This is a genomic window from Gymnodinialimonas sp. 202GB13-11 (genome assembly GCF_040932485.1).
GTDB lineage: Bacteria > Pseudomonadota > Alphaproteobacteria > Rhodobacterales > Rhodobacteraceae > Gymnodinialimonas > Gymnodinialimonas hymeniacidonis.
In genome coordinates this window covers 3,295,331-3,306,362 of record NZ_JBFRBH010000001.1, presented here as the reverse complement: position 1 = coordinate 3,306,362, position 11,032 = coordinate 3,295,331, and the positions used below count along the sequence as shown (strand labels likewise).

Below are 11,032 nucleotides of genomic sequence, written 5' to 3'. Positions count from 1 at the left end.
GGGCAGGCGCTACCTCTGATCAAATCGCGATCAGAGGTGCGTTGTGCCGACAAAGTATACCGACCAATTCTATGTCATTGATCCGTTCAACGGAGTAACGCCGGGGTCGACCCTGACGCCGCAAATCTTCGATTTTTTCGACAATGACGATAACGGGATTATTCAGCCGAATGCGGGCGACACGGTCCTGCAACCCGGATCTGATCCTGAGGTTTTCAACGAGATCACGGCCGTTTGGTACGGCGATTCTGTCACTGTTCTGATTGGCGGCGTCGAAGTCGAAATTTTCGGCGCGACCTTCTACATCACGGGGCAGCCCGCGATCTTCACGCCCTATGATGGTACGATCCTGCAATCCGCCGAATTCGTCCGCTCAAACGGCATCACACCCAGCACCGAACTGCCTGTTGGGGAGCTTGGGCCGCCATGTTTCACACCCGGGACGATGATTGACACGCCGGATGGAGCGCGAGCCGTTGAAGCGTTGCGGCCAGGTGATGTTGTCCTGACCGAGGATCACGGGCCGCAGGAATTGCTTTGGATCGGATCACGCACCGTGCGTGGTACAGGACGCTATGCGCAAGTGGTGTTTGAAGATGGTGCTATCGGAAACACCGGGGAGCTGGCTGTTTCGCCGCAACACCGGATGCTTGTCGAAGGATGGCGTGCGGAATTGCTGTTTGCGGCTGATAGGGTGCTGGTTCCTGCGATAGCGTTGGTCAATGAAACCAGTATTCGACGTGTCGAAACTGATTCAGTGACGTATATCCACCTCCTGTTCCGAGATCATGAGATCGTGCGGGCCAATGGTGTGCCGACCGAAAGCTATTTCATCGGTCATTTGGCGGCCCCGCAGGAACGGGCTACGCGCACGGAAGTTCTGGAACTCTTCCCTGAGCTTAAGGCATCCATGGATGAGCTCACGATGGCCTATCCGGCCTTGAGAGTTCAGGAAGCCCGGGCGGCTTGGACATAGCCTCGACGGAGTGGTGTGGATCCGCGCTGTTTACTGGACGAAATCGGCCTTCGTGTACCCTTGAAGGAACAGAAGCGCCGTCAGGTCGCCGTGGTTGATGCGGATATCGGCCTGTTCCTGAACCGTGGGTTTCGCGTGGAGCGCGACGCCAGTCCCGGCCAGTTGCAGCATGCCGAGGTCGTTGGCCCCGTCGCCCAACGCCAGTACATCGGATGGGGAAAGCCCTTGTGCCTGAGTGATTGCTTGCAGCGCCTCAACCTTCGCGTCGCGTCCAAGGATCGGACGCGCCACATCGCCGGTCAGTGTCCCGTTCTCAGACAGTAGGGTGTTGGCATGATTTTCGTGGAATCCAAGCTTTGCCGCGATGGCCGATGTAAAGGCGGTGAAACCGCCTGAGACCAGCGCGCAATGGGCGCCGTTGGCGCGCATGGTGGCCAGCAGAACTTGGCCGCCGGGCATCAGGGTTATGCGTTTTTCGAGAACTGTCTGGATCGTTGCTTCGGGCAATCCCTTGAGTAAGCCGACGCGTTCGATCAGAGCCTCCTCAAAATCCAACTCGCCGTTCATGGCACGGGCGGTGATTGCCGCGACACGGTCGCCCACGCCAGCCTCCGCGGCCAGTTCGTCAATGCATTCCTGCTGGATCATGGTGCTGTCCATATCGGCCAACAACATGCGCTTTTTGCGATTTCCCGAGGATTGGACGACAAGGTCTACGCCTTCGGCAGACAGGCTTTTCCAAACGGTATCGATACCTTTGGGGACTTTTTGCACCTCAAATTCGGCGGCGTGATTTGGATCCAGCCAGATTGCATCCCCACCCCCCATGGCATTGCGCAGGTTGGTGACCAACTCTCGGTCCAGGAACATGGCCGAGTTGGTCAGCAGGGTCACGGTAAACATGAGGGTCGTCCGTCGCTTTCAATCTTCCCAGTCAGCATAGGCATTGTGGCGTAGAGGGGCCAGCGGATTGGCGCGGACCGGATGCTGCGCTATCTGGGCGACGATGAGCATAGATAAGCGCATATGGGTCATTGGGGCCATCGCACTGCTGGCGTTGGTGGTGGGGATCAGCCTGCTGGAACGGCCCCGCGCCGGTTTGGAGATCGTGCACGACAGGGTCGGTACGACACCTGTGACGGTCACGCGCATGGTGGATGAAGGGCCGGTTGCCGTTATCGTGCATGGCTTTGCCGGATCCCGACAGATGATGGCGGCCTGGTCCGGAAGCTTTGCGCGGGCCGGATACATTGCCGTGACGTTGGACCTGGAAGGGCATGGGCGCAACCCTGTGCCGATGTCCGGGGATGTGACTTCCATCGACGGGACGACACGGCTGCTTTTGGACGAAATCGCACGGGTGGCAGATTGGGCGGTGGAGCAGCCCGGGGCCGATCCGCGCGTGGTGCTGATTGGGCATTCCATGTCGTCCGATCTGGTTGTGCGGGCCGGAATTGCTGATCCGCGCGTCGAAGCAGTGATCGGGATTTCGGTGTTTTCGCAGGCGGTCACAGTGGATGCGCCCGAAAACTTGCTGATCGTGAACGGCGCGTGGGAAAGCGCGCTGCGATCTGAGGCCCGGCGCGTGATGGCGAACCTTGATGCGGCTGAAGGCGAGACCGTGGGCACGCCGGGGGAGGGTTTTGCGCGGCGGGCAGTTGCCGTGCCGTTTGCGGAGCATGTGGCGATCTTGTGGGCGCCGGACGGGCTACGCGAGGCCGTGGATTGGGCGAATGCGAGCCTTGGGATGCGTGGTGAGACGCCTGTTGCACGGCTAGGTTTGGGCATTGTCTTGATGCTGGCGGGGGCCGTGATGCTAGCCACGCCGTTGGCGCGTCTGCTACCAGAAGGACCAGAACCAGAGGCTCTTCCACGCCGCGTCTTTTGGGCCTTGGCGTTCGTGCCTGCGCTGATTGCGCCGTTGGCTGCAGTGCAGGTCGAGGTTGGCGTTCTGCCCGTGCTGGTGGCGGATTATTTGGCGATACATCTGGGTCTATACGGCTTGTTCGTGCTGCTTGGCGCATGGGTTGCCGGCTGGAGGCCGGACGGGCGCGGATGGGTTTGGGGATTGGTGCTGGCCGTCTTCGGAGTCGGGCTGTTCGGCTTGTTGATGGATCGCTACGTGGCGTCCTTCGTGCCCCATGCAGGGCGTGTGCCAATCATTCTGGCGATTGTGCCGGGGGCGGTGTTGGCGATGTGGGCGGATGCGGTCCTGACACGGGCGACATTGGCGGCGCTATGGCAGCGGATCGTTGTGCGTGGCGCATTTCTGGTGTCGCTTGCCATCGCCGTCGCGCTGGATTTCGAGCGGCTGTTCTTTCTGGTTCTGATCTTCCCGGTGATCCTGCTGTTTTATGCCACCTTCGGCATGATGGGCCGCTGGGTGGGGCGGCGCACGGGGTCGACATTGGCCGTGGGGATCGGGTTGGGCCTGCTGTTGGGCTGGGCGCTTGGCGTATCATTCCCGATGTATGTTGAGACGCTCGGATCCTGACCTGTCGGTGCGACTGCGTCGCGCTTCTTTCTCCTCGCCGTCGCGCTTGCGCGCTTTGGGCTCAGGCGTGCGGGCGTTGCCCCCGTCGCCACAGGCGACCCCCCGAAGTATTTCTGAAACGAGGAAGGAGAGGGGTCCCTAGGGGGCGATCCACGCGCCTTGCCAATCCTTAGCGCTTGTGAAGAGCCCGCGTTGATGAGGGTCGGACAGGATGAGGGCGTCTATTTCGCTCAACACGCAAAGCAGCCGGGCAAAGCGCGGCGGGGTATTGGGTGTGTCCGTTGGCAGGGGAGTGCCTGGAATTGGCCCCGTGTAGTTTGCCTGCGCCTGTTCTGGGAGCCGGTCGAAGAGTTTTGCATCGCCTGCGACAAGGCGGGCTGTACCGCGTGCACGGATTTGCAGGCGCGCTTTGGGGATCCAGACGTGGATGGCAATGGCCGGGTTTTCGGCGATATGCGCGGTTTTGGGGGACGCGCTGTCGGTGTGGAACTCAAGGGTGCTGGTTTCGCGGTCGACGCAACGCAGGACAAGGGTGCGGAGGTCAGGGCCATCGGGGCTGATGGTGGCCAGCGTCGGGTGTCGAGCAGGGTGATGACGGTCGGCTGTGCCGCGGCTTAGATGTTGCCACACGATTTCTAACACGCTGGATAGGCTCTGATCACTCATACCCTGTCATCTCCAGATAGCCGCGACCGGCATGGGTGCCAGTGAAGGTGATAGGGCCTTCCCAATAGGGGAAGCTCGTATCCATCCAGCTTTGTGCGTTGATGGGCATGGTTCGGATGTCGATGCCCCGTTCGGGGAAAGAGAGGTGCCATTCGGTCGGCACTGCTCTGCCCGCAACTTCGGTGCTTGCCAGCGGCATGAGTTCGACATGGCCATCCCCATAGCTTTGGGTCGTGCCATCGGCGTTGATCCATGTGGCGGAGGTAAAGCTGTCGCCATCGGTGCTGCGCAGGGCAAAGGCCATCATGCGCGCGCCGTCTTCAAATTGCAGGGAGAACCAATCCCATCCCATCTGATCGTCGCTGAGCGGTTGCGAGGACCATTCGCGATCCAGCCAGGCGGTGCCGGTGACGGCGATGTCGCCGTCGGGGAGGTTGAGAGTGCCGGCCACGGAGTAGAAGGGTTGCGAATAGTAGTAGCTGGCTTGCCCCTCGGCACTTTTGACAGAGTAGCCATCCTGGCCATGGAAGATCAGAGGGCCATTGGCGGCAAGGTTCAGGTCATACGCGAAATCTGAGCCGCGTGCGGTCAGGTGGAGGACGTCATATGCATCGCCCTCGGTCGCGGTAGAGGTCATTTGCCAATCGTCGATTTGCGCTTGGAATGGGTCTGCGGTGACGCTGGCTTGACCGATGCCGCCGCGCGCGAGGCGTTCGGCGCTGAAATGGGCGTCGGGTGTTGTGAGCCCGGCGTGGCCCATGAAGAGCTGTGGCGCTGTCCAATTATCGGAGATTTCAGGCTCTAACGCGCTGCGAAACAGAGTCCACTGCACGCCGTAATCCCTGCCATCTTCACCCTGTAGGGTCGCCGTCAGATACCACCATTCGATGCGATAATCTGGGTGGGGCCCGTGATCAGCGGGGAACGAGAAGGTCGGGTCGGGTTGCGGCCCGGCGAAGCCATCCGCTTGCGTGCCCAGACCGGCAAAGCCCTGTGCCTGTGCTTGGCTGATCGTGACGAGGAGGGCGAGGACAAAGCGCATCAGCGTTCCTGTGCAAAGATCTGGGTGAGGCGCGCGGGTGGGATGCGGGCAAGGCGCAGGGCGGGGCCGAGGGCCGCAAGACCGGCGGCATGGAGAGCGAGGGCGAAAAGGCGCGCCCAATCGCTGGGGAAGAGTTGCATGGGGAGGCGCCAACCGAAGGCCTCCACGTTGACCAATGCGAGCAGGACCCACGCCAGCGCCAAGCCGACGGGAAGCGCGAACAGAAAGGTCAGGATGGCGAGGCCAAGCGCGCGCGCGAGTTCCACCTTTGCCAAGGTGGCGCGAGACGTGCCGATCGCCCAAAGCGGTGCAAGCTGCGGCAGGCGAAGATTGGCGAGTGTCAGCAGACTGGTCAGAAGGGCGATACCGGCCACGCCGAGGGTCAGGATGTTGAGCGCGCCGGTGACAATAAAGGTCTGGTCAAACACTTCGATCGAGAAGGCTTTGACCTGGCTCTGGTTCGTTACGGCGTCGGTGGGCAGACCAAACTCCGCTCGCAGGCGGGTTGCCATTGCGGGGGCGTCGCCAGGGTCGATGCGGATCGCAAAGCGGAAGGATTGAGCCTCAGGATATGTCTCTGAAAAGCGGGTTAGAGACATAATGGCCTGCCCATTCGGGTTCCCGTAGTCGGAGTAGATGCCCACGATAAGCAGGCCTTCGGAGATGGGAAGTGTGTCGCCGGGGGCGAGGTTCTCGCGCCGCGCAAGTTGTTCGTTGATGAGCACAGCGTTGCCGCTGGCGAGTTGATCCCATGGATCAATGGATTGCGACAGGAGCGGCCACGCTTCGCGGTAGGTCGGATGGTCCACGACGCCGAAAACCTGCGCCGGGCGTCCGAAAAGTCGCTGGTCGGCTGAGACGATGGGAAGGATTGCATCCACATCGGGCCGGATTGCATCCATCAACATCGCGGCCTCGGTGGGATCGGCGGCTGTGACGTAAAGCTCGGACGCGAGGCGTTGGTCGAGCCAGCCGATGAAGGTGCTTCGGAAACTGCCGACCATGGTGGAAACACCGATATTCGCGGAGAGCGCAAGGAGAAGCGCCATGAGCGCGAGCGAGAGGCCCGGGATTTGTTGGCGTGTGTCGGCAAGCACCCATTCGCCAAAGGCGCCACGCGCCGGAAGGGCTTTCAGGGCCAAGGTCATGACCGCAGGAAGGATCAGAGCCGCACCGATGAGGAGAGCGGCGAGGCAGAGGAATGCGGGGATGAGGCCTTGGCCAAAGACGGCAAACCCGGCTGCGAGGCAAAATAGCGCCAGAGCGCAAATGGCCTGAAGTCGGATCGCGCGGCCAGATGCCTGCGCCCAGGCGCGCGGAAGGGCGGGCGACAAAAGGGGCATTCGGGCGGTGCGAACCATGGCCTGAACCGCCGCAGCGCCTGCGCCAAGCCATGTAATGAGGAGGGCCGAAACTGCCCAATAGGGATTGAACTGAAGCACACCTTCAATCTCAGCCCCGTAGAGACCGCGCAGGGTTCCTGCGACACCTGGCATCAAGGTCGCGGCAATGAGGTAGCCGAGGAGAATGCCGATCAGGCCTGCGACCAGGGCGATAATGGCAAGCTCGAACCCGAGCGCGAGCAGAACCGTTCGGAGCGGCGTGCCAATCGCCCGCATGGTGCGGATTGTCGCGCGCCGTTGCTCAAACGCGAGGCCGATGGCGGCGTGGACGATAAACAGCCCGACGCCAAAGCTGAGGAAGCCAAAAGCGGTCAAATTCAGGTGAAAGGAGTCGGTCAGGCGAGAGATGTCGTTGGCCGTTTCGGGCGCGCGCAGCTGTAGGTTGGTTGCTTCGGCCAATGGAGGTAGGCCAAAGGGCTGTTGCGGTGAGACGAGCAGATATGAGGGATCGGATTGCCCCAAAAGCCGTGCCGCCGTCGAGATGTCGGTAATTGCTGCCGCTGGGGGGACTTCGGACGTGAGTGTGATGGGCGGAAGATCCGCAGGCAATGGGCCGTTTGCGGTCGCTTCCGTCATCAGAAGAAGGCCGGGGTCTGTGAAGAAGGCGGCGAGGTCGAGATCGCCATCCAGTGTTGGGCCTTGTGCCGCGGCCGGAGCGGTGAGCGGATCTATCCCCAATATGCGCAAGCGTCCGTTTGGATCGCGTACTTCACCCGAGATCACAGGCGAAACCAGATAGCCTGCGGCGCGCAACGCCCGGTAGTCCTCCAATGGCACGGGGCGCCCGTCCGCCCGTTCCAGACGTGCAAGCTGATCTTGCCCTAAAGTTGCGGCGGCACGGTCGTAAGCAGACCTTGCTTCGGCATTTATGGCTTGAACACCGGACCAAAGCGCGGTCGCCAAAGCGAGGCCAATAACAAGCATCGCAAATTGCCCGGGGCGGCGGACCCAATGCGAAGTAAGGCTCTGAAGTGCGGTATAGAGCATGTTCAGGTGGCGTCCAAAACGCCGCGTGACAGGTGCAGACGGCGGGAAAGCTGGCCCGCGAGGCGGCTGGAATGCGTGACCATCAGGAGGCCCGCATTTGTGTCCGCCACCAGATCAAGCAGAAGGGACAGCACGGCATCGCCGGTCTCTTCATCGAGGTTTCCCGTCGGTTCATCAGCCAGGATCAAAGCAGGCCGGGGTGCGAGGGCGCGGGCAATGGCAACGCGCTGCTGCTGTCCGCCCGACAATTGCTCAGGATAACGTGCAGTTAGATCGGTGAGGCCCAGCCTTTCGGTGAGCTCCGCGCAGAACGCGGCGTCATGCTGACCGGCAAGCCGTGCTTGCAGCGCGATGTTTGCTGCGACGTTGAGGGACGGGACGAGATTGAATTGCTGAAAGATCAATCCGATCTGCGTGCGCCTTGCGGCGGCACGGGCCGTGTCATCCATTTGGCCAATATCTTTGCCTTGCAGGATGACTTTCCCGTTATCGGGCTGGTCGAGGCCACCCGCCAAGTGCAACAAGGTGGACTTGCCCGAACCACTTTCACCGGTCAGCGCGAGCGTTTCGCCCACCCCCATTGAAATGGAAACACCCGCCAGCACGGGCGTATCGCCGAAGGATTTGTAGACATCGCGCAGGTCGAGCAGAGGGGCTTCCATGGCCGCAGATGTAGCAGGCCGGTCCCTGTTCGCCATGGGCCATTGCGACTGGGGCGTATTTTGCCGCAGATTTGCTGCGACCGGAGGAGCGCCAGATGATCACCGATTGGGATGATGCTTATGCCAATGGGGCGCATATTGAAGATGCGGACGCTATTCTGGCACGGTGGAAGGATGAGGCCCCGAAGGTTTATCGCAGCTTGTCGCCTGAGACGATATTGACAGGCTCCGCTCCAAGGCAGTTCTTTGATCTATACCTGCCAGACACGGCGATCGAAGGTGTGACCGTTTTTGTGCATGGCGGGTATTGGATGGCATTTGAGGGCCGTGACTTTGCGCATCTGGTCAAGGGTCCGCTGTTGCTTGGTCAGGCGGTCGCATCTGTCACTTACACGTTGGCGCCGCAGGCGAGGATTTCCGAGATCACCGCAGAGATCACCCAAGCGATTGTGGATATTGCCGATCGCATCGATGGATCTATTCGGTTGGTTGGGCACTCAGCCGGTGGTCATTTGGTGACTAGATTGGTGTGTGACGGCGTGTTGCCAGCTCATGTCCTGAGCCGGATTGCCCATGTTGTGTCCATTTCAGGTGTGCACGACTTGCGCCCACTTTTACGGACCAAGATGAACCAAACGCTTGGATTGACCCCGGATGAAGCCATAGCAGAAAGCCCGGCCCTTTTGATGCCTATAGAGGGCGTGCGTGTGAGCTGTGTCGTGGGCGCGGAGGAAAGGCCGGAATTTCGCAGGCAATCCGCCCTGTTGGCCAATATCTGGACAGGGCTTGGCGCGGTCACTCAGGCAATCGAGCTGCCCGGTGAAAATCACTTCAGCATCATTACGGGCCTTGAAAACCCGCAGTCCGACTTGTGCAAATTAGTGGTTGATTAGAGGCGCTCAAAAAGGGCGGAGATCGCCGTTTTTAGCTGTGCCCGATCCTCTGGTCCAAGCGCGTCGAGCATCCGGCTTTCGGCAGCGCGGGCTGCGGATCTGAGGCGTGATACTTCCTCTGTGCCGTGATCAGACAGGCAAACGACCAACCGGCGGCGGTCAGCTTTGTCGCGGATCACCGAAATCATATCGAGATCTTCCAAGCGCCGTTGTGCACGACTGACGCGCGCCGCATCCATTGCCGTGAGGATGCAGAGATCGTGCGAAGAGCAGGGCTGGTTCGATGGCAGTGCCATCATGATTCGCCATTCCGGGACCTGAAGACCGGCATCTTCCATGACGCGCGCAAACATCCGTGCCGAAAGCACCGACATTTGAAACGGCAGGAATTCGGACAGATCAAATGTCAGAGATTGAGATTGGTCTTTCATGGGGTCGACCTTTGGCACGCGCAGGGAATTACAACCATAACGATAGCGGGCCGCTCGACCGTGACGCAAGAAAAATGTCAGGCAAAGTTGACAATTAGCCTGTGCGCGCTGTGGCAATCTATTGAAACTGGCAATCCAATAGATATTGCCCTCTGTTTCCGATCGTGAACTCTGATCCGGAGTTGCGAACCAAAAAACGACGGCCCATGCACCGTTTCCGGCTTGTTCCCAAGCGTGCGCGTCCGTATGCCATGCAGTGGGACACCCCTCCCCAACGAGGGGCGCATATCTGTGAGGATACCACCATGAGTACGACTCAACCGGCCCAGCGGCCGGATTCAAAACCGTCGAATCCGAAGTTTTCGTCGGGCCCCTGCACCAAACCCCCCACATGGACACCAGATGCCCTGCGCCAAGCGCCGCTTGGGCGGTCGCATCGTGCGGCTGTCGGCAAAGGCTTGCTGCAATCTGTCATCGGCATGACAGGCCGCATGCTCGGCGTGCCGGAGGACTACAAGGTGGGGATCGTTCCGGCCTCGGACACGGGCGCTGTGGAGATGGCCATGTGGTCGATGCTGGGCGCGCGGCCTTGCACGATGCTGGCATGGGAAAGCTTCGGCGCGGGCTGGGTGACGGATGTGGTCAAGCAGCTGAAGCTGGATGCCATGGTTACGACGGCCGAATACGGCGAGCTGCCTGATCTGGGCACGGTCGATTGGAATACCGATGTGGTTTTCACATGGAACGGCACGACATCGGGCGTGCGCGTTCCCAGCGGCGACGTGATCCCGGCGGATCGCGCGGGGCTGACGATTTGCGACGCGACCAGCGCGGCCTTCGCGCAGGACCTGCCCTGGGACAAACTCGATGTGGTCACGTTCTCTTGGCAGAAGGTAATGGGCGGCGAAGGGGCGCATGGTGTGCTGATCCTGAGCCCGCGCGCCGTGGAGCGGCTGGAAAGCTACACACCAGCATGGCCACTGCCGAAGATTTTCCGTCTGACCAAGGGCGGTAAGCTGATCGACGGCATCTTCGAGGGTGCGACGATCAACACGCCTTCCATGCTGTGTGTCGAGGATTACCATTTTGCACTGGAATGGGCCGAAAGCCTTGGTGGCCTGCCCGCCTTGCACGCGCGGGCCGATGCCAATGCGCAGGCAGTCTGGGATTTTTGCGACGCTCGGAATTGGATCGAGAACCTTGCCGTTGATCCGGCGACCCGGTCGAACACGTCCGTTTGCCTGAAGTTCACCGACCCACGCATTCAGGACGGCGCGGCGTTTGCCAAGGCCGTGGCCAAGCGGTTGATGACGGAACATGCGGCCTTCGACGTGGGGTCCTATCGCGATGCCCCACCGGGCTTGCGGATCTGGTGCGGTGCGACGGTTGAGCTTTCGGACATCGAGGCGATGCTGCCGTGGCTCGATTGGGCCTTCCACGCCGAGATCGACGCGCAAGCTGTCGCGGCCTGAGCGCGA

At 60.9% G+C, this 11,032-nt stretch carries 10 protein-coding genes; 4 read left to right on the top strand and 6 right to left on the bottom strand.

Going from position 1 to position 11,032, the window contains the following annotated elements; genetic code table 11:
- Positions 1-43 precede the first annotated feature (43 nt).
- Positions 44-976 carry a Hint domain-containing protein gene (locus V8J81_RS16900; protein WP_368476920.1) on the top strand — a complete coding sequence of 311 codons (933 nt, stop codon included), beginning with the start codon at positions 44-46 and terminating at the stop codon, positions 974-976.
- A gap of 30 nt (positions 977-1,006) precedes the next feature.
- Here the strand turns inward: V8J81_RS16900 and serB are convergent, their stop codons facing one another.
- Entirely contained in the window at positions 1,007-1,879 is an 873-nt protein-coding gene (gene serB / locus V8J81_RS16895) for a phosphoserine phosphatase SerB (RefSeq protein ID WP_368476919.1), read from the bottom strand.
- 103 nt (positions 1,880-1,982) lie between these two features.
- Between serB and V8J81_RS16890 the strand changes: the two genes are divergently transcribed.
- Positions 1,983-3,470, top strand: a complete 1,488-nt coding sequence (locus tag V8J81_RS16890) for an alpha/beta fold hydrolase (protein WP_368476918.1) — start codon at positions 1,983-1,985, stop codon at positions 3,468-3,470.
- Positions 3,471-3,608: 138 nt separating this feature from the next.
- On the opposite strand, the gene V8J81_RS16885 is transcribed toward V8J81_RS16890, so the two are convergent.
- The 4 genes from V8J81_RS16885 to V8J81_RS16870 are packed head-to-tail and all read right to left on the bottom strand — an operon-like array spanning position 3,609 to position 8,230.
- Complete coding sequence (locus tag V8J81_RS16885; RefSeq protein WP_368476917.1) at positions 3,609-4,136, bottom strand: pyridoxamine 5'-phosphate oxidase family protein; 528 nt, start codon at positions 4,134-4,136, stop codon at positions 3,609-3,611.
- The gene (locus V8J81_RS16880; protein ID WP_368476916.1) at positions 4,129-5,178 is read right to left on the bottom strand and encodes a lipocalin-like domain-containing protein; all 1,050 of its coding nucleotides are present in this window, start codon (positions 5,176-5,178) and stop codon (positions 4,129-4,131) included. Before V8J81_RS16880 ends, V8J81_RS16885 begins: the two co-directional genes overlap by 8 nt.
- A complete protein-coding gene (locus V8J81_RS16875; RefSeq protein ID WP_368476915.1) occupies positions 5,178-7,568 on the bottom strand; it encodes an FtsX-like permease family protein in 2,391 nt (796 codons plus the stop codon). Before V8J81_RS16875 ends, V8J81_RS16880 begins: the two co-directional genes overlap by 1 nt.
- 2 nt (positions 7,569-7,570) lie before the next feature.
- The gene (locus V8J81_RS16870; RefSeq protein WP_368476914.1) at positions 7,571-8,230 is read right to left on the bottom strand and encodes an ABC transporter ATP-binding protein; all 660 of its coding nucleotides are present in this window, start codon (positions 8,228-8,230) and stop codon (positions 7,571-7,573) included.
- Between the two features lie 95 nt (positions 8,231-8,325).
- Here V8J81_RS16870 and V8J81_RS16865 point away from each other — a divergent pair, with 95 nt between their 5' ends.
- Positions 8,326-9,123, top strand: a complete 798-nt coding sequence (locus V8J81_RS16865; RefSeq protein WP_368476913.1) for an alpha/beta hydrolase — start codon at positions 8,326-8,328, stop codon at positions 9,121-9,123.
- On the opposite strand, the gene V8J81_RS16860 is transcribed toward V8J81_RS16865, so the two are convergent.
- The gene (locus V8J81_RS16860) at positions 9,120-9,554 is read right to left on the bottom strand and encodes a MarR family winged helix-turn-helix transcriptional regulator (RefSeq protein ID WP_368476912.1); all 435 of its coding nucleotides are present in this window, start codon (positions 9,552-9,554) and stop codon (positions 9,120-9,122) included. The genes V8J81_RS16865 and V8J81_RS16860 overlap by 4 nt on opposite strands.
- Positions 9,555-9,859: 305 nt before the next feature.
- On the opposite strand from V8J81_RS16860, the gene V8J81_RS16855 reads away from it, so the two are divergent.
- Positions 9,860-11,026 (top strand): phosphoserine transaminase, encoded by a 1,167-nt coding sequence (locus tag V8J81_RS16855; protein WP_368476911.1) that lies wholly within the window; start codon positions 9,860-9,862, stop codon positions 11,024-11,026.
- The last annotated feature ends 6 nt before the right edge of the window (positions 11,027-11,032 follow it).

What these genes read in the sequence shown, in the direction of transcription:
- serB (WP_368476919.1), bottom strand. Translation starts at nt 1,879, where the DNA reads ATGTTTACCGTGACCCTGCTGACCAACTCGGCCATGTTCCTGGACCGA.
- V8J81_RS16890 (WP_368476918.1), top strand. Translation starts at nt 1,983, where the DNA reads ATGAGCATAGATAAGCGCATATGGGTCATTGGGGCCATCGCACTGCTG.
- V8J81_RS16885 (WP_368476917.1), bottom strand. Translation starts at nt 4,136, where the DNA reads ATGAGTGATCAGAGCCTATCCAGCGTGTTAGAAATCGTGTGGCAACAT.
- V8J81_RS16880 (WP_368476916.1), bottom strand. Translation starts at nt 5,178, where the DNA reads ATGCGCTTTGTCCTCGCCCTCCTCGTCACGATCAGCCAAGCACAGGCA.
- V8J81_RS16875 (WP_368476915.1), bottom strand. Translation starts at nt 7,568, where the DNA reads ATGCTCTATACCGCACTTCAGAGCCTTACTTCGCATTGGGTCCGCCGC.
- V8J81_RS16870 (WP_368476914.1), bottom strand. Translation starts at nt 8,230, where the DNA reads ATGGAAGCCCCTCTGCTCGACCTGCGCGATGTCTACAAATCCTTCGGC.
- V8J81_RS16865 (WP_368476913.1), top strand. Translation starts at nt 8,326, where the DNA reads ATGATCACCGATTGGGATGATGCTTATGCCAATGGGGCGCATATTGAA.
- V8J81_RS16860 (WP_368476912.1), bottom strand. Translation starts at nt 9,554, where the DNA reads ATGAAAGACCAATCTCAATCTCTGACATTTGATCTGTCCGAATTCCTG.
- V8J81_RS16855 (WP_368476911.1), top strand. Translation starts at nt 9,860, where the DNA reads ATGAGTACGACTCAACCGGCCCAGCGGCCGGATTCAAAACCGTCGAAT.